This is a genomic window from Roseibium sp. AWQ4_254 (assembly GCF_056161025.1).
On record NZ_JBSWYH010000001.1, the window covers coordinates 18,662 to 43,532 of the forward strand.

The window sequence follows — 24,871 nt, forward strand, 5'->3', positions numbered from 1 at the left end:
TCCGGACCTGGCCGCAAGAGGGTGAATGATCATGCTGAGGATGTGCGTGACCGGGGGACTTCTCTGGTCTTGCGGTATGGCCTGTATGACCCTTGCCTTGGCTGCCGACGCGGTTCCGGCCCCGCGGCCGCTTTTGGCTCCAGGCAAGGCGCCCTTTCTGGAAGGTGTTGATGCGCCTCAGCCAAAGCCGTCCTGGTCTCCCCGTTCCCCTTCAGCGAAGCCCCGACCATCCGGTGTCCAGACAGAGGCCGTGGCGGCAAAGTCCTCGTCATGTGATTTATCCGGCGTTCTTTTTACCGCTGTTCCGGCTATTCACGGTGAGACATCTGGGGATTTGGGGTGTGGTATTGAGCAGCCAGTTGCCATTTCAGGCGTGCAACAGGGCACGTTGACCATTGCGTTTCCCCGTAAGGTGACGGTCTCCTGCAAGTTTGCCAAGGTTCTGACAGCCTGGCTGAAAGAGGAGGTGGCGCCAGTTGTGCGTGCTCGGCTTCAGCTGGACCTCAAAGGAATCCGCTCGGGACCTGGCTATCAGTGCCGCCGCCGCAACAACCGGCCGGAGGGCAAATTGTCCGAGCATGCGCTGGGCATGGCCGTTGATATTGGCGGTTTTGAGCTGAGCGACGGAACGTATATTTCCGTTGAAAAGGACTGGGGAACGAGCTCCGCAAAGGGACGGTTTCTGGATCATATCCGAAAAAGTGCCTGCAAGCGTTTCACGACTGTGCTCAGTCCGGAGGGCGATGCGTTTCACAAATCACATTTGCATCTGGATATTGGCTGTCACGGAAAAACTTGTACGTATCTGATCTGCCAGTGACGAAGATGGGGCGCAGGAAGTGCGAAAAACCGGCAACGGGCCGAAGCCAGTTGGGCTGGCAGGGGCCTGTTGCCGGAAGGTGCGGGGCGTCCTTGGATGGTTATTGGCAGAAACGTTGCACGCCCCGATACGTGGTGTAGGTACCGGTGGAGGGGTTGAAGGACCGGTATTTGGAGGTACAGTACTGATACCAGGCCGGGCTCCATGGCTGATAGCCAACCGGCCCTGCAACCGGCGCCGGGGCCGGCGGATAGTAGTTGGTGCGGGGCGGCGCGGTATAGGACGGCCTTTGGGTCGCCCCCAGAAGAATTGCCCCAGCTGCAAGTCCAATCACGCCAGCAGCAACGGCTGCACCGACATTGTCATTGTTTCTGTGACGCTTGTGCCGGTTATGATGATGGTGCTGGTGGTTATGATAGTGATTGTTATGACCACGCCAGCCATCTCTGGGACCAGCCTGGGCAGCGGAAAATGCCGGTACAACGAGCGCGCCGGAAAGGGCAATGGCAATAAGGCGTTTGCTCAAAAGGGTCATATCTGATGTCTCCAAATACCTGCGCCCTATTCGTCCGGCGCCGTGTCTGATGATGAGACATTGACATTTGTGCCCTGAACCGGTTCTGAGATTGCTGTTCATCTTGCGTTCAGATTCCGGCTGTGGTCAGTCTTCATTTGGGAGACCTTACCGGACGCAGGAAATTGGCAGGAGATGCGCGTGACACCGCCGGACACACCCTCAAATGAAACCGATCAAGAGCCAAGGCAAGTTCTCCGTCCCACGGATGACCAGGCGAGGCGCATGGCCAGAGGCCTGATCCGGACTGCCCGGTTCGGTGCTTTGGCAGCTCTGGAACCAGAAACCGGCCATCCGCTGGCGAGCCGGGTGGCGACGGCGACGGATCTTGATGGAACACCGGTCATCCTGACCAGCGCCTTGTCGGGGCACACGGCTGCCATCCGCCAGACACCATCCTGCTCGCTCCTGGTCGGGGAGCCGGGTAAGGGAGACCCTCTGGCGCATCCCAGAACCACGTTGTTTTGTCAGGCCCGGCCGGTCGACCGGAACAGTGAGGCGCATCAGCGCTTGCGGCAACGCTATTTGCTGCGCCACCCGAAAGCCGGCCTCTATGTGGACTTTGGCGATTTCTCGTTTTTCCGGCTTGACCTGGAACGGGCCAGCCTGAATGGCGGCTTTGGCAAGGCGTTCGAGCTGTCCCGGGAGGATCTTCTGAGCCCATTAAAGGATGCGGATGGCTGGCAGGCCATGGAAGGGGGCGCTGTGGCCCATATGAACGAGGGCCATAAGGATGCTGTCCAGCTCTATGCCGAGGTGTTGTGCAAGGCGGAGGCGGCGGATTGGACTCTTTCAGGTCTTGATCCGGAAGGGCTTGATCTGGTGGCCGGAGACCGGGTTGAACGCCTTTGGTTCGAGGCGCCGCTGGAAACGCCGCAGGATGTCAGGCCCCTTCTGGTAACCTTGGCCAAACAGGCCAGGCAGGCGAATGGCGCCTAGAGGAGGGCGTGCCGCGTTCCAATAGAGTCAAACGGGTTTGTCTTTGCGTTAAGATCTTTGATTTCAGGCAGTGACAGGCAAACCCGATGAAATACGGCTTGCTTAAGGTGCTTGTGAAAGCGCTTGTTTTCGGCTAAAAACCAGCTTCTTCTTCCATCAGGATGTTGTGTTTTGCCTACGCTTTAACCGGTCTTCGATCCCGCCCTGCATTTTCAAGAATGCGTGTTTGATGTGTTCGTCATTGGCGGATCGGGACCGGTTTGGCCGGCCCTTGCCATCTTTTTTCCAGAACCGATACGCCGGATCAGCCGCAGCCTGTTTGCGTGCAAGCTCCCTGTTGAAGCGTTACCGGCCGCCAGACCGCACACCACAGGCATAAGTTGCCTTGGCGTCCCGACCTTCCGTTGACGGACTTCTCCTTTCAGGAAGACCAACGGAATGTCGTCTTTATCTTGTATTGAATGGACCCTATCAGCTGCCAGCCTGCCTTTGCTCGAACGCCACTGCGCGCGCTGTGGCTGTCCGAAACCTTTTGAAACAAGCGGAAAGTTCCGCGTGAATGCAAATGGCAGCCGTCTAGATGCCTGGTTGATTTACAGATGCATCGAGTGCGGAGCCCGCTGGAACCGGCCGGTTCTTGAAAGGCGCTCTGTGCATTCTGTCCCTAGTTCCGTGCTGTTTGCCTTGCAGGCGAACGATCCGGTGATGGCCCGAACATGTGCCCTTGCAGCCAGCCCCCATGCAGATGTGTCCATAAGGCAGGCCGCTGCCGCATTCACGCTCACACGGCGAGCCGTCCCGGCCAAAGCTGGTGCGCCTGTGGGGTTGACGATCTGGAACCCGGATAAATGTCGGGTCCGCCTCGACAGGGTCCTGGCAGAGGGGCTGAATATGTCACGCGCTACGGTCCTGGCGCTTTTGGACAGCGGGTCTCTGCGGTTGACCGGGGAAGGGTGTAGGGCGTTCCGAAAAATTGTTCGGCATGGTGTGAGGTTTGAGATCAGCCCGGCTGCTCCGGTGTGGCAATCTGATCTTTATGCCCGTCTTCTGGGGGCGCCGTGAAACAAGGAGAGCCAAGATACGCCATTGCGCCCGATGCTTGAATTCTGCGCGCTATGCTGCGCGCAGATGGCCGAGAAAATCTGAGAGGCCGTTCTTGATAGAACTGATCTGGGTGGAGACGTCTTCAACCCGTCCAACCACGTCCTTGACCTTGTCTCCTGAGGCGTGGGCCGCCTGATTGACCCTGGTAATGTTGTGCGCAATTTCAGCGCTGCCTTGGGCAACGTCGCTGGCGTTTTTGGCAATCTCCGAGGTGACCGCATTTTGCTCTTCAATGGCCGAGGCAATGCCGGAGACCTGTTCGCGGATATCCTGCATGGACTTGACCACTTTGGAAATGGCATCGGAACAGGTCGAAGCACCTGACTGAACGCCGCTCAGCTGTGTGCCGATCTGATCCGTTGCCTTGCCCGTCTGATTGGCAAGAGCTTTCACTTCCGAGGCCACCACCGCAAAGCCCTTGCCGGCCTCGCCAGCACGAGCGGCTTCAATTGTTGCGTTGAGCGCCAGCAAATTGGTCTGGTCGGCAATATCGCTGATGAGTTTCAGGACATCCGTGATTTCTTCCGCCGCATCCGACAAGCTTCCGACTGTCACGCTTGAAGTTTCTGCCTGCTGACTGGTGTGAGTGGTTGAACCATTGGCCAGCGTGATCTGGCGGCTGATTTCCTGAATGGAGCTGGCCAATTCCTCCGAGGCGGAGGCGACAGATTGGACGGACGCGGTCGACTGTTCCGCCGCAGCGGCCACGGTGTTGGACCGCTCCAGTGTTTCGTTGCTGTTTTGCGCCAGAAGGTGAGCGCCGTTCGACAGGTCCTCAAGCGCTTCCACGACCATCTCGCAGCTGGCCATCAGCTTGCCTTCCAGCTCATCTGCCAGCCGCAGGCGGGCTTCGCGCTGGGCGGCTTCCGTCTGGAGTTCCTCTTCCCGGGCCTGTTCTTGAAGCCGCTGCATTTCAATCAGGTTCTCCCGGAATGTTTCAAAAGCACTTGCCACCTGACCGATTTCGTCGCTGGACCGGACCGTCACCTGAACGTTCGTGTTGCCTTTCGCCAGTTCAAGAAGCCCGCCGGAAACTTCATTCAAGGGTTTTGAAATGAGGTAGCGGGCAAACAGAACCGAGCCGAAACTGCACAGCACCAGAGTGCCGAGAGAAATCACGATGATCTGCTGTAAAGCCTGCTTCTCATGGGCCTCCGCAGCGCGTGCTGCAGCCAGTGTGAAGCTTTCGATTTCTCCCAGCAGGGCCACCAGTTCCTGATTAATACGCTGCTGTTCCTCTTCCAGAGTGCTGAGCAAGCCTACTGCTGTTTCTAGATCGTTGCGGGTGATCTGCAACATGATGTCGTCCAGGTGACCCTTGTAGACCTGATATTCCTGGTCGATCCGTTTCAGTTGGCTGAGGGCGGAGCTGAATTCCTTGCGCTCCGCCTCGGAGTTTGATTTCTTCAAGGCGTCGGCTGCCAGCGTTTCAGCTTTCAGGATTTCTTCCCGCACCTGTGTTTCAAGATTGCGCAACTGGTCCTGCAGGGCGGCAAGGTCTGCTTTTTCGTGTTCTGCACGCAGGCCCGCGACCCGCATCATGCGCTCCACCACTGCCGCCTGCTCCAGTTGATGGTTTGTCACGTGGCTGATGGCCTCGGTGAGCGGAATATCCTTTTTCGCAATATTCTCAAGCTCTTTTCCGATAAGGTTCATCTGTATTATTGCCACGCTGGCAACAATGACGAGGCCGATGCAGAGAAAAGAAACCAGAGACAGAATTTTCGCCGCTACTGATTTCGAGATTGGATTGGATCTTTGCCCCATAAGCGTGCTTGCCCCGTCCTGGGTTGAAAAAAAACGCTACGTAATTGAGTGCAAATTCTGTAACTGATGGTTGAAAAATCAGTTAACCTTCAATCCCGAATTTCTGTCTCGCTGCTTTTTCTTGTTCCGCACACAAAAACGGGCGTGGCCCAGGAGGAACCTCGCAACCTATATGCCTGCGAATGCTGCCCGAAGGGCTATGGATTGCAATAGGGAAGATATTTCCAAAGGCCAGCACAAACGACCTGCTGCGTGAATCTTTCTGGTTGTTCGGTCTCAGCATCACCGTTCAAAGCTTTGAGATAGTTGGAAAAGTCGTAGCTGACGTAGTTTTCCTGCCTAGCTTCCTTCGCTGTTCTCAAATAGGTTTTCACGAGATCTCTTGGAACGGAGCGCTGCTTGATATCGAGCCGCCATTTATATTCGATCGACCTATCGGTAACAGGTGAGGTGCGATGGTAGGAAAAGACTTCATTTTCAATAGCAATGTCTTCTTCAGACCGGAAGCCGAGCAAGGGCTCTGTGACCTTGATTGTATGTTCATAGGTTTTGGGCGATTCTAGCCTGATGGGGGATCTCCGGTCGAAACCGGATGGGGTCGGCAGGGAGTTATAGAGACTTGAGGCCCGCATTACGAAATCCTCTGCCGTTTCCGGTTGCGAGAAGTCTTCTATGCTCAGCCTGTAGTTTTCAAAGACCGTGAACTCGTTGGTTTCTTTGTTGTCGACGATTTTCAAGCGGTCGGCGCGTTCCAGGCCGGGGTAGCGCTTTTCGTAATAGGTTGCATATCTTCGGCTCATTTCCCGTTTGCCAACGCGGCTGAACTGGCGGCGCATATAATCGGCCTCACTGTCGCGAAAGATGGACGTGATTTGGAAGCGGACGGGATCTTCAGGCTTGTCCGGAAGCCAATAGCTCTCGGTAACGGTACTGGCGGTTCTTGTCGGTCTTTTGGGATCAATGGGTTGAAGGCCGTCCAGATCTTTGTCGAGCACCAGCGCATAGCCATAGTCCGGCTGAACAATGGAATTGCCCGAACCGCCACTTTGGGTCCAGGTAGGATCCAGCCAGAACACGTCCTTGCCGATTTCAGCACGCACGATTGCATGGTTGAAGCGGTAAGGCGAGGCCAGACGGTCTGGAAGACCATATCCAGTGCTTGTATGGGCGAGGGCAACGGCCGCCTTGATGCCCATCACCCGCAGGACGGCGGTCAACAGCAACGACTTGTCCTTGCAGTCGCCAAATCCGCGCTCAACCACGAGGCTTGGCTGACGCGGCACAAAGCCGCCATAGCCGACGGCATTGCTCATATATCTGATATCGTTTTGCACAAACTGAAGCGCCTTGCTCATGCGCTCAGCAGGAGAGGCGGCTGTTTTAAGGATGTTGGCGATTTCGCTTTGGTACCTGTCCGGTAGCCCCGCTTCTGGCTGGTAATAGCCGGCCACTTCGTCCCGAACGGCGTTCCAGTCCTCCCATCCCGAGACTTCCAGATAGCCCCAGAGCGGGAACTCGCGCGGGCGGTCGTCTTCCCCCGGAACCGCGTCTGACCGGTCCAGTTGCCAGACATAGTTGTCGGTGCCGTCCTTTGTTTCGACTTCGGGCGCAAGGTCGATGCCCTGCGTGGCCTGCTGAAAGTCCGTTCCCGCAGGAACGCGGAGCTTGATCCTTTTGAGCCCCACGGGAATGGAAAATTTCAGTCCGTTGGAGAAGCCGAGCGCTGTTTTGAACAGCGGACGGACCTCCGACAGGGTGTAGGCGATTTCGATACGGTCTCCGATCTGAACCCCTTCGATGTCGTCATGTGCGGTCAGCCAGCCATCTATGATTCCCTCTTCGAGATCTTCTTCCCGCCGAAGCACTTCCGGGGCCAGAGTGTCCAGGATATCAATCTCTGTTCCGTTGCGAAGGATCCGGGCGCGATGCAGGGCCAACTCGTCAACTTCCGGATTGAACTCAATGTCGAGTGTGGCCGCATATTCAAGGCCTTCCCGGTTGAGGACTTCAAGCACATAGCGGACATACATGGTTTGGATCTGTCCATCCCAGTTCCACTGGGTGTCATCCAGGATCCATGCGACACCATTTTGATGTTCGTCGCTGAAAGTTGCATCCAGTCCGCGAATGTCGGCGTCTTCGACCCAGGTTGGGGCCGCAGACTTCGTGACCTGGCTGGCTTTGGCGAGCGGATGAAAGAAAGCGCCCACGAGGATCGTGAGGCAGACGATGCCGAGACGTCTGGAAAAGTTTGCAGTCATATGTGTCTTAAAACCGGTTGCTGTAGGAGTGTCATAAGGAAAATTGCTGAGGAGCAGTTCACCCTCTTCTTCTCCGGTAATCAAGTTCGACCCCGGAATTTTTCCTGTCCCGGAAGACCATAAGGTCATTGGAAAAAAAAGCCGCGCAGAGCGCGGCTTTCTAAATTGTTTGCTGTTGAGAGGTTGCTGGCTGTCAGGGACGGCCCCAGCCACCGGCTGTCGGGGTGATGACCGTAACGGCTTCGCCCGGTTCCAGAACCGTTTGATCGCAGCCTTCCAGTGTCTCGCTTGTGCCGTTAAGGCGCCGGACTTCCGTCCGGCCAAGCTCGCCATCGCTGCCCCCGTCAAGACCTTTCGGGTGCAGGGTCCGGTGAGAGCCGAGAATGGCGCAGTCCATTTGTTCCAGAAAACGCAACGTTCGCTTTGTGCCGTCACCTGCAAACCATTTGCCCTTGCCGCCGGAGCCTTTGCGGATATGGAAATCCTCCAGCAGCACCGGGAAGCGGAATTCCAGAACTTCCGGATCTGTCAGGCGGGAATTGGTCATATGGGTGTGAACCCCATCCGTCCCGTTGAACCCCGGCCCGGCCGGGGAGCCGGAGCAGATGGTCTCGTAGTACTGGTAGGTATCGTTGCCGAAGGTCAGATTGTTCATCGTGCCCTGAGCGTTGGCCATGGCGCCCAGCGCCGCAAAAACCGCATTGGTGACATGCTGGGAGGTTTCCACATTGCCTGCGACCACGGCCGCCGGATAGGACGGGCGCAGCATGCAGTCATCCGGAATGAGGATCCGGATCGGCTTGAGACATCCCGCATTCATGGGGATATCGCCATCCACCATCACCCGGAAGCAGTAAAGGATGGCGGCGCGTGTGACCGGTTCGGGCGCATTGAAATTGTTGGGTTTCACGGGTGATGTGCCGGTGAAATCAACGGTTGCTTCCCGTTTGTCCCGGTCAACCGTGATCTTCACCTTGATCACGGAGCCCTGGTCGGTTGGATATTCGTAATCTGACTCCTTGAGCGCCTCGATCACGCGCCGGACGCTTTCTTCCGCATTGTCCTGAACGTGCCCCATATAGGCCTGCACCACATCCAGCCCGAAATGCGCCACCATCTTGCGCAGTTCCTGAATGCCCTTTTCATTGGCCGCGATCTGAGCGGACAGGTCCGCCACATTCTGATGGGGGTTTCGGGCCGGGTAAGGGTGATTGGTCAGGAGCTCAATCAGCTCCTGTTCGCAGAACCGGCCTTGATCAACAATCTTGAAATTGTCGAACAGAACCCCTTCCTCATCGACATTTGTCGCGCGCGGGGTCATGGAGCCCGGCGCGGAGCCGCCCACATCCGCATGGTGGCCGCGCGAGGCGGACCAGAACAGGATCTTATCGCCCGCATCGTCAAAGACGGGGGAGACGACAGTGATGTCCGGCAGATGGGTGCCGCCATTATAAGGGGCATTCAGGGCAAACACGTCGCCTGGCCTGATTTTGCCCTTGTTCAGCTTGATGACCGTTTCCACTGACCGGTCCATGGAGCCCAGATGCACCGGCATATGCGGCGCATTGGCGACCAGCGCCCCGTTCGCATCAAACACGGCGCAGGAGAAATCCAAGCGTTCCTTGATATTGACCGAATAGGCGGTGTTTTGCAGCGTCACGCCCATCTGTTCTGCAATCGACATGAAAAGATTGTTGAAGACTTCCAGCATGACCGGATCGGCGTGGGTGCCAACCGCTCCGGCATGTTTCAGCTCGACAATCCGGTTCAGGATGACGTGATCCTTGGTGTTGATCTCGGCCTGCCAGCCCTCTTCAACCGCAATGGTGGCATGGGTTTCAATGATGACTGCCGGGCCGGTGACCCGCATGCCGGGTTTCAGGGCATCGCGTTTGTAGATTTTCGCGTCATGCCAGATCCCTTCTGAATACATGCGCGTCAGCGTCTCAGCAGAGGCCGTGTCCTGGAACAGGGTCTGGTCAGGCTCCACCAGGCCGGCGCCACCGCCTGCTGTTTCCACCTCCAGAGCTTCCACAACAATCGGCTTGTTGTCATAGGCAAAGCCGAACTGTTTCTTATGGGCGTCCTCAAAGGCCGCGCGCATATCCTGAATGCCTGCAAGCGGCACGGGCAGGGGGGTGTCCGTTCCGTCGTAGCGCAGATGCGCCATTGCAACCGTGCGCCGGGCGCTTTCCGGAATTGCCTGCCGTTCAAGTTCCGCTTCGGTCTGGGACGCCAGCTGGTCCTTCAGGGCATGCAGGTCCGGCAAAAGGCCGTCAGTCAGCGTCTTGACCACGGCCTGCTGCCGTCCGGCCCGGATGTCGGCCAGTCCCATGCCATAGGCGGACAGGATGCCGGAGAACGGATGGAGGATGACGGTTTTCATGCCCAGGCTGTCCGCCACGCGGCAGCCGGTCTGGCCGCCTGCGCCGCCAAAGCAGGTCAGGGCATATTCGGTGACGTCATAGCCCCGCTGCACGGAGATCTTCTTGATGGCATTGGCCATGTTCTCCACGGCAATCTTCAAGAACCCGTCCGCAACCTCCTCCGGTGACCGGCCATCGCCGATCTCTGCGGCCAGATCGGCGAATTTGCGGCGGACCACGTCGCCATCCAGCGGCTGATCCTGATTGGGGCCGAAGATTTTCGGGAAGAATTCGGGCGCCAGCTTGCCCGTCATCAGGTTTGCGTCGGTGACGGTAAGGGGGCCGCCCCTGCGGTAGCAGGCTGGGCCCGGATTGGCGCCGGCGGAATCGGGACCAGCCTGGAAACGCCCGTCCTTATAGTGAAGAATCGAGCCCCCCCCTGCGGCAACCGTGTGGATCATCATCATGGGCGCGCGCATGCGCACCCCGGCGACCTCGGTTTCAAAGGCGCGTTCATAGTCGCCGTCAAAATGGCAGACATCGGTGGACGTGCCGCCCATGTCAAAGCCAATGATCTTGTCAAATCCGGCCATGCGCGAGGTTTCCACGGCACCGACCACGCCGCCGGCAGGGCCGGACAGGATGGCGTCCTTGCCCTGGAACAGATCCGCTGCGGTCAGCCCGCCCGAAGATTGCATGAACATCAGCCGCGGGCCGTCGCCCAGCTCTTCCTGCACCTGATCCACATAGCGTCGCAGGATCGGCGACAGATATGCATCCACGACCGTCGTGTCGCCCCGGCCGACCAATTTCATCAGGGGCGAGACCTCGTGGGAGACGGAGATCTGCGGGAAACCAATTTCCCCGGCAATCTGCTTTAACACCACTTCATGGGCCGGATATGCATAGGCATGCATTAAGACGATGGCGATGGAGCGGATGCCTGCGTCCCAGGCGGCCTGCATCATGGCGCGGGCGCTGTCTTTTTCGAGGCTCTGTTCGACCGTTCCATCTGCCCGGACCCGCTCGGCAATCTCATGGACGCTTTCGTAAAGCAGTTCCGGCTTGAGGATCTCCTTGGCAAAGATCTTCGGCCGGGCCTGATAGCCGATTTCCAGGGCGTCCCGGAACCCTTTCGTGATGAACAGGGCCGTGCGTTCCCCCTTGCGCTCCAATAGGGCGTTGGTGGCGACGGTCGTGCCCATTTTTACGGTCGCCACCTGATTTGAGGGAATCGGTTGGCCCTTGGCTACGCCCAGAAGGTCGCGAATACCCTGAATGGCAGCATCCCTGTAGGCTTCCGGGTTTTCTGACAGGACCTTGTGCGGATGCAGGGTTCCGTCCGGCGACCGGCCGACGATATCGGTAAAGGTGCCGCCGCGGTCGATCCAAAAATCCCATTTGCCCGTCATGTTTTCCCTCGGTTCTGTGCGGCCGCTTTTTCCGTTTCGGATCAGGGGCTGGCAGTCTTCCATATCTTTCTCAGATTATACGTTGACATTTTATAGATAAATTGTCGATGAAAATTTTAGCTGCCTGGTTCGTCCTGGCTGCCGGAGGCTTTCCGTGCCGGCTTGTCTGGCGGAGGCATCAGGGTGAGGCCGCTCGCGCCAAAGCCGAAAACTTTCAAGGCCGGATTCGTGCTGCTGATCTCAAAGATGCGCTCCGCAAACACAAGCTCCCTGTCGTCGCTATGAACTAGAAGCAGCCAGAACCGGTCGCCGTCCGGCCGCTCCTGAACCACCTTGATGTTGTCGAAATCGATGAGCGGTTCGAAGCTGGCTGTGTCCCGAAGGTAATAGGTCATGGCGGGTGCGGCGAAGCGCTTGTGAAGCAGCAAGCGATCGGCGGGGCTGCGGTTCTGAAGATAATAGGTAGCGATTTTACGCCATTCGGGCCGCAGCTTCTGGGTCACTGTGTAGGCAAGCTCGGGAAAACTGAGCCAAAGCGCGCCTGCAGCCACTGCAATCAGGGCCAGGTGGGGCAGGAACGAGACTGCGCCAGCCGCCGCCAGCAGCAAAAGCCCCGGCCAGGCACCGATTAGGTAGCGGTCAAACAGGATCGGCTGAACAGTGATCGAATAAAGATAGGCGAGCAGCGGAGGACCTACGGTAAAACCAAGACAGACAAGGCCTTTTTGCCATGTCCTTTGTGTCTCAACTTGGCCTGTCGTTGCTTTGGTGGGGCGGACACAAAGCGCTGCCACACCGGTAAGCGCCAGGGCGCACAGAACCCAGAAAAGCGCAAGCGAGCCCGTGATCGTAAAGACCATGGTTTCCAGGAAGGGCAGATCCGGATAGGCGATCCAGAAACCATTGTTGGCAACGCTGTGGGCACGGTCCGCCAGAATGGACAGCCAGGGCAGGAACAGCAGGGCGCTGATCCCCATGGCAAGACAGGCGGCAAGGGCATTTGACCGGCGCAGAGACTTTCCGGTCCAGATCTCAGAAAGCGCGATCAGGCCGCAGATGGCGCCGGTTCCGGCAAATCCCAGGAGCGCATAAGTGTGGCTGTAGAGAAAAAGCGTGCCGCCAATGGCAAGTCCGGCAAACCTGGTGTGGGTCGGGCGCTCCAGTACCTTGAAGAGAAACAGCAAAAACACGAGCCCGCAGGCGGCGAGGAGAGCATAATTGCGGGCCTCGGTGGAATACCAGATGTGAAAGGGCGACAGGGCCAGAAGCGTTGCGGCAAGCAGTCCGGCGTTCCGCCCTGCAAGCTCCTTTCCCGCCAGATAGATTAGCCAGACGGCGGTCAGTCCCAGAAGCGCGGACGGCAGCCGCAAGGCGGTTTCGCTGTCGCCGATCACGGGCATTGTCAGCCACAGGATCAGGTTGTGCAGCGGCGGATAGTTGTCCCCGGCAACGGCTGTCAGAAGATCCTGCAGACTGTGGCGGGACTGATTCCAGCTCACGGCCTCGTCATACCACAGGCTGGTCCGGTCCAGGTTGAACAGCCGCAAGCCGGCTGCAACGGCCAAAATAGCGCCAAGCAGCAGGCCGCCCACCTTACCGGATCTGTCTTGATGTTCTGCCGTTTCCATGGGCTCCCCCGTACTGGCCTACTGGATGGTGTTTGGCCCGGCCCCTTTGAAGAATATCTTTGTGCGGGGATTTTGGCGCCAGAAAAGAGGCGCTAAACTGTCACAGGTTTTTTCAAGATCAAAGCCAGAGGGTTACCGCTTGAACGATACGTCCCGCTCCTCCGCATCCGGCGGATCTGATGCAGATCCGTCCCCCGGAATTGGCCCTGTTGTCTCGGCCGCGCACCTTGCATCCGGGGCAATGCCCGCGCTGTCGGAGGTCGAATTTGCGGTCACCATGATGGTCAATGCCTATCACCGCTGGATGGTACGCTGTATGGCGGCGGGTGGAACAGAAGGGCTTGCACCGCTGGACGTGCTGATTCTGCACTCGGTCAATCACCGGGACCGAAAGAAAACCTTGTCCGATATTTGCCTCGTCTTGAATATCGAAGACACCCACACAGTGACCTACGCGCTGAAGAAGCTGGAAAAGGCCGGTTTGGTCGTCTCCGGGCGGCGCGGCAAGGAGAAAACGGCTGAAATCACACCGGCCGGTGAAAAGGCCTGTGAGGAATACAAGCGCCTGCGGGAAGCGCTTCTCGTCGAGCCGATGAAGGCGCTCGGCCTGGACGAGCAGGAATTGTCCCGCCTTGCGGCCACCTTGCGTCTTGTGTCCGGAAATTACGATCAGGCAGCCCGGGCCGCTGCCGCTATGTAGCGTGAGCGGGCCAGGTTGCAACGAATCTTTAAAAGCAGCTCTCCGGCGCAAAAGGTGCTGCAGTGTTTTTTTGTTGAAAGCTACAAGATTTCTTGTAGGGTCGAAATATGAAACAAGAGAGAGCCATTGCCGCCTTGTCCGCCCTTGCGCAGGAAGACCGACTTGCAGCGTTCCGGCTGCTGATCAGCCAGGGCTCGCAAGGACTGCCCTCCGGAAGCGTTGCGGAAAAACTGGATGTTCAGCCGACCCGCATGTCGTTTCATTTGACCACTCTGGAGCGGGCCGGGCTTTTGACGGCACACCGGGAAGGTCGGCAAGTGCGCTATGCGGTCGAATATGGGCAAATGAAGGATCTCTTGTCATTTCTGATGGAGGATTGCTGCGGCAGCAATCCGGCGATTTGCTGTTTTGACACGCCGTCAGGGGCTCTCGGCACGGCTGTGGCGGACCGGCAAAGGCCCTGAAGCTCTCTTCTTCTTGAGCAGTCTCCCCCCGGATTTCTGAAACTTGACAGGACATGTCCCATGACCATGACGATTTATCACAACCCAAATTGCGGCACGTCCCGCAACACGCTGGCCATGATCCGGAAAGCCGGTGTCGAACCGGTCGTGATCGAATATCTCAAGACCCCGCCCAGCCGGGACGAGTTGGTGGATCTGATCGGCCGGATGGGTATTTCGGTCAGAGACCTGCTGCGCCAGAAGGGGACGCCCTATGACGAGCTGGGTCTCGGGGAGGACAAATGGTCTGACGACGACCTGATCGATTTCATGATGGCGCATCCGATCCTGATCAACCGGCCAATCGTTGTCAGCAGCAAGGGCGTGCGCCTGTGCCGCCCCTCGGAACAGGTCCTGGATCTGTTGACCGTTGATATCGGCTCCTTCACCAAGGAAGACGGTCAGGTGGTCGGCTCCGGGACGGCTCATGACTGACAGAGGCAACATGCTCAAAGATCTGACCAATGTGGCCCTGGACGACTTTCAGCCTGTGGACCGGGACCGCCTGTTTGCGCCGGACCCGGAAGACCGCGCCCCGCGGATACTCTTGCTCTACGGGTCCTTGCGCGCGCGTTCTTACAGCCGCTTCCTGACCCTGGAAGCACAAAGGCTGCTGGAAGCGTATGGTGCGGAAACGAGGATTTTCGACCCCTCGGGCCTGCCACTGCCGGACGATGCTGACGCCGATCATCCGAAGGTTGCCGAATTGCGCGCCCTCAGCATCTGGTCCGAAGCCCAGGTCTGGTGTTCTCCGGAACGCCATGGCGCGATGACCGGTGTTATGAAATCGCAGATCGACTGGATTCCCTTGAGCACAGGGGCGGTCCGTCCGACCCAGGGCAAGGCTCTGGCCCTGATGCAGGTCTCTGGCGGCTCGCAATCCTTCAATGCGCTCAACCAGATGCGGGTTCTGGGGCGCTGGATGCGCATGGTCACGATCCCCAACCAGTCCTCCGTGCCCAAGGCCTATCAGGAATTCGACGAGGCCGGCCGCATGAACCCGTCCCCGCTCTACGACCGGGTGGTGGATGTCATGGAAGAACTGATGAAGTTCACGTTGCTGGTGCGGGGCCGCTCTGAGTATCTTGTCGACCGGTATTCGGAGCGCAAGGCTGTTTCGGAGAAAAACAAGGAAGTGGACACCGCCGCGCTGGGCGCGGTCCGCTGACATGGCCTGCGGCGCAACGCCGGGGCCTCTCATGTGAGCGTGGCATGACGCTTGGAAGCGGCCTGTTTCCTCTGCTTTCAGGCTGGGGGCACCAAAGGCCCTTGTTCTGCCGCGGGTTTTGCCGTCCGGGACTGGAGATAGGCAATCAGCATGGTGGAAAGTTCCTCGGACACAGTGTCCACCGTGCTGCTGCCATGCTGCAAGGCGCTGTGAATACCGGCGTCGACGGTCTCGCGGATCACGAGCGCCGTCGCGTCAAAGTCGGTGAAGCTCAAACTATCCTTGTGGGTCAGGAGCCAGTTTTTGTGTGCTGCGTCGATTGTTTTGAGCAACGCGCTGCGGCTTTCTGCATTGACAGACAGAGGAACGGTATCTCGCAGGACTTTGTGCAGCTCCGGAGCGTCCAGGTGGAGCCTGGCTGTGGTCTTGACCAGGGACCTCACGGCTGCTTCAAGCGGTAAGCCCCGGGCGTCAGAAAAGGCAGCTTTCAGTACCTTTGCGGCATTCAGGTGATGCCGGCGCTGCAGTTCCGCGAAAATGGCGTCCCGGTTTGAAAAATACTGGTACAGCGAGCCGATGCTTATTCCGGCCCGTTCAGCAATGCGTGTCGTGGTGGCACTTTCATATCCCGTTTCCACCAGAAGAAGTTCGGTGGCTTCAAGGGCGGCGTCCACCACTGCCCGCGCTCTTGCCTGCCGGGGCGGACGCCGGAGGCCAGCCTTTGTTCGTTCTGTTTTGCTTGTCATCGCTGTCTTGCCATGCCCTCCAAATATGAAGGCCCGAGGGTTAGTTCCAATGGCCATTCTGAAAAAGATATTTTTTTCAGATGATTATCTTCTCTTTCTGGTGCCGGGAAACGCGAATTCAAGATCTGGTCTTGTGATCCTATCTATTTTTGCAGGTTGGGGGCACACCGTCTCCGGCAGCAGATATTCCCAAGGATGCCATGCTTCGATTTGCCATGTCTTTTGCCGCCTTGATCATTTTCAGCTATGCAGCGTTGTGGGTGGCTCTTCAGCGGCCGCTCGTTTTCCGCACGAAGCCGATAAATGCCCCTCAACCCGTGTCACAGCTGGCGCCGCGCCAGGACGCCTTGACCTTTGCCCGAACCCTCATATCCGGTGCCCGGCATCTGTTGCTGGTCACAGAGCACGCCGCAAACGGCATCAAGGCGATTGATTTGACGGATCTGGCGGGCCGTCCGCTGGAGGAGCCTTTTGAAGCGCTGGATGTTTTTGGAGCCCAGACGCTGACCAAGCTGGCGCGCGAGCAAGGCGGCCGTGCCTCTTCCTTTGCCCAATCCGCTCTCTTGCCGGCAGCAGCGGGTGCACACCACATTTCCTTTGGAACAAATTTCCGTGATCACGGGGAAGAGGTGGATAATGTCACCCCCTTCCGGTTTCCCCGGCTGAGCGAGCCGACGGCGTCCCGCTCGGCGCTCTTGATTGATCCAGAGACTGAGATGATCGATTATGAAGTCGAGATCTGTATGCGTTTTGACAGGGCCATTGCGACGCTGGACGATTTTGACCGTGCGCGCAAGGTGCTGTTTTTGTGCGGTGACTTCACCGACCGGAAGCGCATGCTGGAAGGCATGCCCGGAAACGAGGACACGTTGAGCGGCATTGGCTTTACCGACGCAAAGAGCCTTCCGGGCTTCTTTCCCACCGGTCCGTACATGGTGGTTCCGAAGGATTGGAAAGTGTTCGTCTCAAATCAAGCAATTGGCACCAGTCTGAATGGGGCGTCCATGCAATATACGACCGGTGACAAGATGATTGAGGATTTCCGTTCCATGGCCGGGATTGCGCTTCAAGATGGTGACAAGACAAAATGGTCTTACCAGGGAAAACCTGTCAGTCTTTTGCCGAGCGGGCGGATCGAGCCGGGGCAAGTGCTCTTGTCAGGTACGGCCGGGGGGGTGCTGTTTCGGCCCCCGAGCCTTGGCAGCCGCATCATCCTCGGCGCAAAATATGTCATGACCGGGCGCTTTTTGTCAGGAATGTCCGGCTTCCGTTCGGTTGTGAAGGATATTGCCGAGGCAACGCTTCAGGAGAAGATCATGCTGATGCCGGGCGATGAGGTGATACATCACTCATCCTCTCTTGGTACGATCGTCACCAGGATAGAAGCCCGCTGAATGTTGGCCTGACAGGCCTGTCGTTTAGCGTGTGCCACGTTCATCCGGTTTCAGACTGATTTGTCTTTTGCGTTGAACCCTCTGACGAAAGGCAGCGAAAGACAACTCCATCCGAGGCTCGACATTTAGCCGCCGCTGCCGCTGGCCTTGTCTGTTTGCGGGGCGCTTTCTGCAAGTGTTGCAAACTGGGCCAGTTCCGGAGACAGGGAGATCTTCGGCTGCGGGGCTGAGGGCACGCGCAGGTTGGGAAGCCAGAGGCCGCCGGTCTCGTTCAAGGCAAAGACCGGGTAATTGGCTTCATGGTGTTCGACTGTGTTCGGCTTGCCGAACATGTAGCCCTGGACCTGATCGCATCCAGCTGCACTCAAGAGCACGGCCTGCTCTTCGGTTTCGACACCTTCGGCAATGATGGTCACATCCAGGGACCGGCCCAGGCCCACAATCGATGTGACGATGGCATCCGTGCTTTCATCCTTACCCAGATTGTGTACGAACGCCTGGTCGATCTTGATCTTGTCAAAGGGGAACCGGCTCAGATAGCTCAGCGAGGAATAGCCGGTGCCGAAGTCATCCATAACAATGGACACGCCCATATTGTGGATCTGGCGCAAGGTGGCGATCACCGCTTCCGTGTTGGAGATCAGCAGGCTTTCGGTGACTTCAATTTCGAGCCTGCGGGGATCGAGGCCGGAATTGTTCAGGGCCTGGGCCACTTTCTTCTGGGTTTCTCCCGGCACGAATTGGGCCGTTGAGACATTGACCGAGATCCGCCGGGTTTGGTCGGTCCACAGCATGGCCTCCCGGCAGGCGTGGTTGAGCACCCAAGTGCCGATCTCGTCGATCAGACCGCAATCCTCGGCAACCGGCAGGAACAGGTCTGGCCGGATTTCCCCCTTGCTCGGATGCTCCCAGCGCACAAAGGCCTCATAGCCATGCAGAACTCCGTCCCGCAGGCCGTATTGGGGCTGATAGACAAGCTTGAACTGGTCGAGTTTGAGGGCCTTGACCAGTCCGTTTTCCACTTCCTTGCGCTTTTGGGCTTCCGCGTCCAGGACCGGTGTGTACCAGGCAAAGGTCGAACGGCCGCTGTGTTTGGCCTTGTAGAGGGCAAGGTCGGCGCAATGCATTAGCCGCGACAGGCGCCAGGACCCGTCGGTCGCCCGTGCGATGCCGATGGACAGGGACAGTTTGATCTCCTTGCCGTCAATCACACAGGGGGCGGACGTCGCCGAGATCATGTCGGCAGCCAGGCGGGTCATGCGGGCGGGATCGGAGATCGAGGTCAACAGAACCGCAAACTCATCCCCGGACAGCCGGGCAACCATGTGTTTGTGAAACACCGTGTCCAGGCGCTCGGCAACGATCTGCAGGAAAACGTCACCCACGCCATGCCCATGGGTGTCGTTGATATCCTTGAATTGATCGACGTCAATCAGCATGACGCCGATGTTGGAGGCCTTGGCTTGGGCGGTGCGCAGGGCCTCTGCCAGTTTGGCGTTGAAGACCGCCCGGTTGGGCAGGCCTGTCAGCGTATCATGGTGGGCCAGATATTGAATGCTGCTGTTGGCCCGCAACTGGTCCGAATAGCGCTGCCACCACAAGAGGCCGGCGCCCAGGAAGGACAGGGCACATAGGGCGGCTGCGACCGCATTGCACCACCACAAAAGCCCTGCAAGAGAGTTCAGGAGGTCCGCCTGGCTGATCAGGAGCACCAGGCTGGGCACACCTGGCCCGGCGGCTTTCGGATTGAACACGACAAGCGCATTGGCACCGAATGTCCCGAACCAGGTCATGTCGGGAATGGCGGTGGCTGCGTCGCCGGATTTATAGGCGGACCAGGCAAGGTTCACCGGGCGGAGCGATTTGAGATCCTGGTTCTTTGCCCAGGGGATTTGCGAGAAGCCGGGCAGGCCCGGTCTTGTGGCTACGGTCTCGGCCGGATAGACAAGCGCGGCATCGAGGACCTGAGCGGGCGCGCGCTGCTGGTCAAGTGCGGTCTGGATCTGAGCCACTTTGGCCTGCAGGAGAGCATTGTCATCCGTGCGGGCATCCGTCCGGGTCAGCCGCAGGCCTTCCGGCTGGTCCTCCGGGCGGGGCGCAGCCCCGGCCGTGAAGGTGTTCAAGATCCTGGCGACGCTGCTTTCCTGCGGCAGGAATGTCTGTTCAAGACCGCGGACCAGCATCCAATGGGTCAGCATCCGGTTGCCGACATAAACCCCGCATGTCAGTGCGGCGAGCAGCGACAGGGACATGAAAAGAGTAACAATGTTATTTTTAGCAGGAGGGAATGCCATCCGGCCCGGTTCCATTGTTCGAACAAATACGGGATAATCCTAGGATGAAAGTCTTTAGCCATCATGAATCCCATTGCAGGAAAATGGATTTTTGACGTTACGTTAGAATTTTAGAGAAATTGGATGAATTTTGGGAGCCGAGGCGGTCCCGGTCCCGGTCCGGGGTCGGGGACTGCTTGAACGTGTTTGGGGCCCTGGGACCACACCCGGCGGGCAATCGCTGGAGCGCCCTAGTCAAATCCTGTTCCTGCCGATAAGAGTGGTTTCAAAGTGTGATTCATCTCACGGCGCAACGCCGGTTTCCGGGGGCAAGGGGAGCTTCTTTTTGAGCGTCTGGAGCAGCATCGGCAGCATTGTTAGCGCCATTGGCACCGGTGGTGCCCAGATAGTCGACCGGCTTGTTCAGCTTGTTCTGGCGCGTCCTGAGGGCACCAGCACGGTTGGTTTTACCGTCGCGATGATTGCTCTGTCGGCCAAAATGGCCAAGGCCGATGGCGTGGTCACAACCGATGAGGTTCTGGCGTTCCGCGATCTGTTTGAAGTTCCTCCGAAGGAAGAGCGTAATGTCTTCCGGCTGTTCAGCCTGGCCCAGGAAGATGTGGCCGGTTTTGAAGTCTATGCCAAAAAGCTGGCAGATCTGTTTCCCTATGACCGCAAGACACTTCTCGATATTCTAGACGGTCTGTTTCACATCGCCAAGGCAGATGGTATCGTCCATGACAGCGAAATCGTTTACCTTGCCAAGGTCGCTGAAGTCTTTGGTCTGGATGAGCGCGAATTTGCGAAGGTTCTTGCCCGCCATGTGCGCAAGGATGGCAACCCGTATGAGGTTCTTGGGCTGGGGCCGGAAGCCAGTGACGCAGAACTCAAAAGCCAGTACCGGCGGGAAGTTCAGGAAACCCATCCAGACCGGCTGATTGCCCGGGGCGTTCCGGAAGAATTCGTCCGCATCGCAAATGACCGGCTGGCAGCCTTGAATGAGGCCTGGGCCCAGATCTGCGCGGAAAGAGGCATATGAGCGTTGAAACCGATACCGGCGTGGCGGCCAGAGTGCATCCGTCCCCCAACCACGGGCCCCGGCAAAAGGATGCGCCGATTGACATGCTCATTCTGCACTACACGGGCATGCGGACCGGCGGGGAAGCGCTCTCCAGGCTCTGTGATCCCAGGGCAGAAGTCTCCGCCCATTATCTGGTTCATGAAGATGGCAGTATCCTGCAATGTGTACCGGAAGCCCGCCGGGCCTGGCATGCCGGGCGCAGTTTCTGGAAAGGGGAGACGGACGTCAATTCCCGGTCCATTGGCGTGGAGGTCGTCAATCCGGGGCATGAGTTCGGCTACCGGCCTTTTCCCGAGGCTCAGGTTGAGGCGCTGACCGGCCTGCTGCAGGATATTTGCGCGCGCCACAGCATCCAGCCCTGGATGGTGCTTGCCCATTCCGATATCGCGCCGGACCGCAAGGAAGATCCGGGAGAATTGTTTCCCTGGGAGCGGCTGGCGGCTGCCGGTGTTGGCCTTTATGTCGAACCGCATCCGATTGTCGCAGGTCTTTTGATGCAGGAAGGGGATCAGGGGCAACCGGTGGAGGCCCTGCAATCCATGCTGGGGCTTTATGGTTACGGACTGGAGATCAGTGGCCACTTTGACACGCAAACACGGCATGTGGTGACGGCGTTTCAGCGTCATTTCCGGCCGGAAAAGGTGGATGGGGTTGCCGATCACTCGACAATCGAAACGCTTCACCTTCTGCTGCGCCGGTTGCCGTCCTTTTCCGCGTAGAACCAGGCGGACTGTCTTGCTTTCCAGATGGGCCGCTGGATGGGCTGTTGCCACATGTCCGGGCGCTGGCCGGGTGGGCTGACGTCCCGCAGTGCAGCATGTCTTGTTTGCCGTCTTAGACAGTCTTGCCACAAGTCTTCTTCAGTTTGCCGGTAATTGGCCGGACTTTCGTCTTAGTTTCACCGCAAATCCGTATAATTGACAATTTGAAAGCAAGGTTTGTGATAAATTTCTGAAATAAAATGTAATAATTCGTTATTTGATTGCGCGCATTTCTGTCTCAAGCGTCCGGCATTTCTCCGCTCCGATTTCAACACCCACAAAAATCAAAAGGGCTGGACAATGTTACGGTCATTCAAAAAACTCACTGGGGCGCTGTGCCTTTTCGCCTTTGCAACATCTGCTTTCTCGCCACTGGCGCTGGCAAGCGGATCAGGTTCCGAACCAGTTTTGCACATCATCGATCCGGACAAAGCGAAAAAGGACGCTGCAGAGCTGGCCACACACGAGCATGTTGGCTCCGGGGCCGAGCCGGTTCTCTATGTGATCGGATCCGGCGGCGGAGAGGCGAAGAAAAAAAACAAGTCAGCTGCGAACGGCAAAGCAAAGAAAAGGGTTACCAAGGCCCGGGCTGGGAAAGGGGTGCCGAAGCGGGAGCATTATGCACGGCTGATCCGCAAGGCCGCGGCCAAACACGGTGTTCCGGTGAAGATCGCAAAAGCCGTTGTTGAGGTGGAAAGCAACTTCAACCCGCGGGCCCGGGGCAGTGCTGGAGAAGTCGGGCTGATGCAGATCAAACCGGCCACAGCGCGGGGCATCGGTTACCGGGGCTCGACCAAAGGCCTCTATGATCCGGAAACCAATCTGGAATGGGGCATGAAATACCTGGCCGAGGCCCACCACAGGGCCAATGGCGACCTTTGCGGCACGATCCTGCGTTACAACGCCGGCCATTATGCCAAGCGCATGAACCCGGTCAGCCGCCGCTATTGCAGGAAGGTCAAGAGCATTCTTGCCGATAGCTGAACAGGACTGCAGGTCTCTGGAAGGCATCTGACCTTTGACCGTCTGCCGGTCAATTGGCTCCCCCCGCTCAAAATCTGGCCGGGGGGGCGTTTCCAGGGATCAGGAGAATTTGCGCCTTGCGGCGGGAACGGACGCCGGGACCGGCGTTCCCTCGGGCACATCATAGGCGGTGAAGGGTTGGCCGAGGGCGGTTGTCACCGGCACGACACCAGCCCAGATGTCGCTTCCAAGGTCAATCTTGTCATCAACCGGGCCGCCGGTCCGCACTTTGGTGCTCAGGTGCTCGATTTCCAGCTCCAGAACACCGGTTGCCTTGTGCTCTTTTGCCATCATATCCCGGCATTCGTCCCACCGGCCCGGCAGCAGATGGTCGGTAATGGCCGTTAGCGCCGCGATCTGTTCGTCATGATCTTCCACAAGCCGGGCCGTGCCGTGCACAATGGCACAGCGGTAGTTCATGGAAAGGTGCATGGCGGAGCGGGCGACCACAAGCCCGTCAACCAGCGTGACACAAAGGCTGGCCGGAACGCCTGTCCCGTTGCTCTTGATGATCCGGGTTGTGCTGGCCCCATGAATATAGAGTTTGTCTCCGATCCGGGCATAAGCCATCGGGATCACCATTGGCCTGTTCTCATCAACAAAGCTGCAATGGGCGATTAGGCCCCCATCCAGAATCTCGTAGGCAAGATCCCGGTCATAGCTGCCCCTGTTCATCTGGCGGATCTTGGCGTAGCCCGGCAGGTTTGCCGTGGTGCGGTTTTGCGGTTTTGACATGGGTGGCTCCTGATGCTGTCCGTGTCTTCGGGGAGGTTTGTCTTGATTGGATGTCTTTCTTCGATAAACTGGTCTTGTTAAAGGTCCGGTTTTGAGAAAATGAAAGAACCAGTTTTTCCCGAAGGCATCTTGTCCCTTGACCGGTTCTCGGGGGTTCCCCTGGCCGAGCAGATCTATCGCGGGGTTCGTGAAGCTGTGCGCAGCGGGCTTCTGGTTTCCGGCGCCAGGCTGCCTTCCACACGGCGTCTGGCCGCATCGCTCAAAGTGGCCCGAAACACGGTGAATGGCGCCTATGAGCTGCTGCAGGCGGAAGGCATCGTCCATGTCCGGGCGGGCGCATGCCCCAAGATCTGCGAGGGGCTGCGTCTGGAAGGCAGGACGGTGCCGGGTCCGCCTGCTGCCGCTGTACGGGCCTTGTCCGCGCGCGGCGAGGCCATGTCGGCCAATTGCCGGGGCGACGGCTGGGCGCAGCGGCAAGGGGCGCTTCAACCCGGTGCCCCGGCGCTGGATCTCTTTCCTTATGAGGAGTGGGCGCGCTGTTTGCGCCGCGCAGCCCGGATGGAGCGCAGTGCGGATCTGCAATACCGAAATTACTGCGGACTGCCTGCGCTGAAGGAGCAGCTGGTCCGGCATCTGGCGGCCGAACGCGGTGTGCGCGCGCATCCTGATCAGATCCTGGTGACGAGTTCAATGCAGGCCAGCCTGTCGCTGCTGTCTTTGGCCCTGTCCGACCCGGGGGACGAGGCGTGGCTGGAAGAGCCAGGCTATCTCGGTGCCCGCACAGCCTTTCAAATGGCAGGCCTGACCATCCGGGCTCTGCCGGTTGACGGGCAGGGGGCGGATGTGTCGCGCCTGCCCGGTGGTGGCACGCCGCCGAAGCTGATCTATGTGACCCCCTCCCATCACTATCCGCTTGGCGCCCGCATGCCTCTGGCCCGGCGCCTTGCCCTTCTGGACGCCGGGCAGAGCGCAGGCGCAATCATCTTGGAAGATGACTATGACAGCGAGTTCCTGTTTTCCGGCCGTCCAGTGGCTGCGCTTTACGGTCTGGGAGGAGACGGGCAGGTGATCTATCTGGGCACCTTCTCAAAAAGCCTGATGCCGGGGCTCCGGATAGCGTATTGCGTTGTCCCATCCTGTCTGGCAGACCCCTTGAAACAGTTCATGCGCAATATGGGCTGTGCTGCGAGTGTTCAGGTCCAGGCGGCTCTGGCGCATTTCATGGACAGCGGAGCCTATCAGAAACATCTGAAAACCATCCGGCAGGTCTATGAAGATCGGGGGCTCTACCTGGTGCGCTCGCTTGCGGAGCGCCTCGGCAACCGGGTCAGCGTGGCGCCGCCAAGCGGCAATGTACAGATCGCTGTCCAGTTACGGGACATCATCGATGACAAGGCATTGGCGATGGCCATGCAGAGCCGTGGTTTCGCCGTTTCACCGCTCAGCAATTGTTATCTGGGCCCAGGGACAAGGCCAGGGCTGATCATGGGTTTTGCCGATGCCGCGCCAAGCCAGATCAGGCAAGGGATTGATGTTCTGAGTGATCTGCTGGATCAGCAGACAGCGCAAGCTGAGTGTCAACGGGCTTGAAGGGACATGACAGCGGCCGAAGAGGC

Annotated in this window: 20 protein-coding genes; 12 read left to right on the top strand and 8 right to left on the bottom strand. The window is 58.4% G+C overall.

All coding sequences use genetic code 11. The annotated features are described in order from the left end of the window. The first annotated feature begins 85 nt into the window (after positions 1-85). Positions 86-820, top strand: a complete 735-nt coding sequence (locus ACXAIC_RS00105) for an extensin-like domain-containing protein (protein WP_475172983.1) — start codon at positions 86-88, stop codon at positions 818-820. Positions 821-920: 100 nt separating this feature from the next. On the opposite strand, the gene ACXAIC_RS00110 is transcribed toward ACXAIC_RS00105, so the two are convergent. Further along, complete coding sequence (locus ACXAIC_RS00110; protein ID WP_475172282.1) at positions 921-1,355, bottom strand: BA14K family protein; 435 nt, start codon at positions 1,353-1,355, stop codon at positions 921-923. Between the two features lie 174 nt (positions 1,356-1,529). Between ACXAIC_RS00110 and ACXAIC_RS00115 the strand changes: the two genes are divergently transcribed. Together ACXAIC_RS00115 and ACXAIC_RS00120 are read left to right on the top strand one after the other, a co-directional pair. Then, positions 1,530-2,333, top strand: coding sequence for a HugZ family pyridoxamine 5'-phosphate oxidase (locus ACXAIC_RS00115; protein WP_475172283.1), 804 nt, complete (start codon positions 1,530-1,532; stop codon positions 2,331-2,333). A 438-nt stretch (positions 2,334-2,771) separates the two neighbouring features. Next, positions 2,772-3,395 (top strand): DUF1062 domain-containing protein, encoded by a 624-nt coding sequence (locus ACXAIC_RS00120; protein WP_475172286.1) that lies wholly within the window; start codon positions 2,772-2,774, stop codon positions 3,393-3,395. A 51-nt stretch (positions 3,396-3,446) separates the two neighbouring features. On the opposite strand, the gene ACXAIC_RS00125 is transcribed toward ACXAIC_RS00120, so the two are convergent. The 4 genes from ACXAIC_RS00125 to ACXAIC_RS00140 form a co-directional block, all read right to left on the bottom strand. Continuing rightward, a complete protein-coding gene (locus tag ACXAIC_RS00125) occupies positions 3,447-5,093 on the bottom strand; it encodes a methyl-accepting chemotaxis protein (RefSeq protein ID WP_475172289.1) in 1,647 nt (548 codons plus the stop codon). A gap of 308 nt (positions 5,094-5,401) precedes the next feature. Further along, a complete protein-coding gene (locus ACXAIC_RS00130) occupies positions 5,402-7,594 on the bottom strand; it encodes a DUF3857 domain-containing transglutaminase family protein (RefSeq protein ID WP_475172986.1) in 2,193 nt (730 codons plus the stop codon). Positions 7,595-7,658: 64 nt separating this feature from the next. Next, the gene (locus ACXAIC_RS00135) at positions 7,659-11,243 is read right to left on the bottom strand and encodes a hydantoinase B/oxoprolinase family protein (RefSeq protein ID WP_475172291.1); all 3,585 of its coding nucleotides are present in this window, start codon (positions 11,241-11,243) and stop codon (positions 7,659-7,661) included. Between the two features lie 116 nt (positions 11,244-11,359). Beyond that, entirely contained in the window at positions 11,360-12,871 is a 1,512-nt protein-coding gene (locus ACXAIC_RS00140; RefSeq protein WP_475172293.1) for a glycosyltransferase family 39 protein, read from the bottom strand. Between the two features lie 241 nt (positions 12,872-13,112). On the opposite strand from ACXAIC_RS00140, the gene ACXAIC_RS00145 reads away from it, so the two are divergent. The 4 genes from ACXAIC_RS00145 to arsH all read left to right on the top strand — a co-directional run bounded on the left by ACXAIC_RS00145 (position 13,113) and on the right by arsH (position 15,242). Further along, on the top strand, positions 13,113-13,571 hold the full coding sequence (locus ACXAIC_RS00145; protein ID WP_475172989.1) for a winged helix DNA-binding protein: 459 nt from the start codon (positions 13,113-13,115) through the stop codon (positions 13,569-13,571). Between the two features lie 107 nt (positions 13,572-13,678). Further along, entirely contained in the window at positions 13,679-14,035 is a 357-nt protein-coding gene (locus tag ACXAIC_RS00150; protein ID WP_475172294.1) for an ArsR/SmtB family transcription factor, read from the top strand. A 60-nt stretch (positions 14,036-14,095) separates the two neighbouring features. Continuing rightward, positions 14,096-14,509, top strand: coding sequence for an arsenate reductase (glutaredoxin) (gene arsC / locus ACXAIC_RS00155; RefSeq protein ID WP_475172295.1), 414 nt, complete (start codon positions 14,096-14,098; stop codon positions 14,507-14,509). 10 nt (positions 14,510-14,519) lie between these two features. Further along, positions 14,520-15,242 (top strand): arsenical resistance protein ArsH, encoded by a 723-nt coding sequence (gene arsH, locus ACXAIC_RS00160; protein WP_475172991.1) that lies wholly within the window; start codon positions 14,520-14,522, stop codon positions 15,240-15,242. Between the two features lie 77 nt (positions 15,243-15,319). On the opposite strand, the gene ACXAIC_RS00165 is transcribed toward arsH, so the two are convergent. Continuing rightward, entirely contained in the window at positions 15,320-15,919 is a 600-nt protein-coding gene (locus tag ACXAIC_RS00165; RefSeq protein ID WP_475172297.1) for a TetR/AcrR family transcriptional regulator, read from the bottom strand. Positions 15,920-16,188: 269 nt separating this feature from the next. Between ACXAIC_RS00165 and ACXAIC_RS00170 the strand changes: the two genes are divergently transcribed. Beyond that, entirely contained in the window at positions 16,189-17,382 is a 1,194-nt protein-coding gene (locus ACXAIC_RS00170) for a fumarylacetoacetate hydrolase family protein (RefSeq protein ID WP_475172299.1), read from the top strand. A 125-nt stretch (positions 17,383-17,507) separates the two neighbouring features. Here the strand turns inward: ACXAIC_RS00170 and ACXAIC_RS00175 are convergent, their stop codons facing one another. Continuing rightward, positions 17,508-19,634 (bottom strand): putative bifunctional diguanylate cyclase/phosphodiesterase, encoded by a 2,127-nt coding sequence (locus ACXAIC_RS00175; RefSeq protein WP_475172301.1) that lies wholly within the window; start codon positions 19,632-19,634, stop codon positions 17,508-17,510. Positions 19,635-20,001: 367 nt separating this feature from the next. Between ACXAIC_RS00175 and ACXAIC_RS00180 the strand changes: the two genes are divergently transcribed. From ACXAIC_RS00180 to ACXAIC_RS00190, 3 genes are all read left to right on the top strand, one after another. Next, complete coding sequence (locus ACXAIC_RS00180) at positions 20,002-20,694, top strand: TerB family tellurite resistance protein (RefSeq protein WP_475172303.1); 693 nt, start codon at positions 20,002-20,004, stop codon at positions 20,692-20,694. Beyond that, the gene (locus ACXAIC_RS00185) at positions 20,691-21,455 is read left to right on the top strand and encodes an N-acetylmuramoyl-L-alanine amidase (RefSeq protein WP_475172306.1); all 765 of its coding nucleotides are present in this window, start codon (positions 20,691-20,693) and stop codon (positions 21,453-21,455) included. Before ACXAIC_RS00180 ends, ACXAIC_RS00185 begins: the two co-directional genes overlap by 4 nt. Positions 21,456-21,869: 414 nt before the next feature. After that, positions 21,870-22,481, top strand: a complete 612-nt coding sequence (locus ACXAIC_RS00190; protein WP_475172993.1) for a lytic transglycosylase domain-containing protein — start codon at positions 21,870-21,872, stop codon at positions 22,479-22,481. Between the two features lie 99 nt (positions 22,482-22,580). Here the strand turns inward: ACXAIC_RS00190 and ACXAIC_RS00195 are convergent, their stop codons facing one another. Next, positions 22,581-23,255 (bottom strand): pyridoxamine 5'-phosphate oxidase family protein, encoded by a 675-nt coding sequence (locus ACXAIC_RS00195; protein ID WP_475172308.1) that lies wholly within the window; start codon positions 23,253-23,255, stop codon positions 22,581-22,583. 99 nt (positions 23,256-23,354) lie between these two features. On the opposite strand from ACXAIC_RS00195, the gene pdxR reads away from it, so the two are divergent. Continuing rightward, positions 23,355-24,845: a MocR-like pyridoxine biosynthesis transcription factor PdxR gene (gene pdxR / locus ACXAIC_RS00200; protein ID WP_475172310.1), complete on the top strand. Its 1,491-nt coding sequence runs from the start codon at positions 23,355-23,357 to the stop codon at positions 24,843-24,845. The last annotated feature ends 26 nt before the right edge of the window (positions 24,846-24,871 follow it).

Bases quoted from the DNA above. Each gene is read 5' to 3' on its own strand.
- ACXAIC_RS00150 (WP_475172294.1), top strand. From the start codon at position 13,679: ATGAAACAAGAGAGAGCCATTGCCGCCTTGTCCGCCCTTGCGCAGGAA.
- pdxR (WP_475172310.1), top strand. From the start codon at position 23,355: ATGAAAGAACCAGTTTTTCCCGAAGGCATCTTGTCCCTTGACCGGTTC.
- arsH (WP_475172991.1), top strand. From the start codon at position 14,520: ATGCTCAAAGATCTGACCAATGTGGCCCTGGACGACTTTCAGCCTGTG.
- ACXAIC_RS00145 (WP_475172989.1), top strand. From the start codon at position 13,113: ATGCCCGCGCTGTCGGAGGTCGAATTTGCGGTCACCATGATGGTCAAT.
- ACXAIC_RS00130 (WP_475172986.1), bottom strand. From the start codon at position 7,594: ATGACCTTATGGTCTTCCGGGACAGGAAAAATTCCGGGGTCGAACTTG.
- ACXAIC_RS00175 (WP_475172301.1), bottom strand. From the start codon at position 19,634: ATGTCCCTGTCGCTGCTCGCCGCACTGACATGCGGGGTTTATGTCGGC.
- arsC (WP_475172295.1), top strand. From the start codon at position 14,096: ATGACCATGACGATTTATCACAACCCAAATTGCGGCACGTCCCGCAAC.
- ACXAIC_RS00185 (WP_475172306.1), top strand. From the start codon at position 20,691: ATGAGCGTTGAAACCGATACCGGCGTGGCGGCCAGAGTGCATCCGTCC.
- ACXAIC_RS00195 (WP_475172308.1), bottom strand. From the start codon at position 23,255: ATGTCAAAACCGCAAAACCGCACCACGGCAAACCTGCCGGGCTACGCC.
- ACXAIC_RS00140 (WP_475172293.1), bottom strand. From the start codon at position 12,871: ATGGAAACGGCAGAACATCAAGACAGATCCGGTAAGGTGGGCGGCCTG.
- ACXAIC_RS00105 (WP_475172983.1), top strand. From the start codon at position 86: ATGACCCTTGCCTTGGCTGCCGACGCGGTTCCGGCCCCGCGGCCGCTT.
- ACXAIC_RS00125 (WP_475172289.1), bottom strand. From the start codon at position 5,093: ATGAACCTTATCGGAAAAGAGCTTGAGAATATTGCGAAAAAGGATATT.
- ACXAIC_RS00110 (WP_475172282.1), bottom strand. From the start codon at position 1,355: ATGACCCTTTTGAGCAAACGCCTTATTGCCATTGCCCTTTCCGGCGCG.
- ACXAIC_RS00170 (WP_475172299.1), top strand. From the start codon at position 16,189: ATGCTTCGATTTGCCATGTCTTTTGCCGCCTTGATCATTTTCAGCTAT.
- ACXAIC_RS00135 (WP_475172291.1), bottom strand. From the start codon at position 11,243: ATGACGGGCAAATGGGATTTTTGGATCGACCGCGGCGGCACCTTTACC.
- ACXAIC_RS00115 (WP_475172283.1), top strand. From the start codon at position 1,530: ATGCGCGTGACACCGCCGGACACACCCTCAAATGAAACCGATCAAGAG.
- ACXAIC_RS00120 (WP_475172286.1), top strand. From the start codon at position 2,772: ATGTCGTCTTTATCTTGTATTGAATGGACCCTATCAGCTGCCAGCCTG.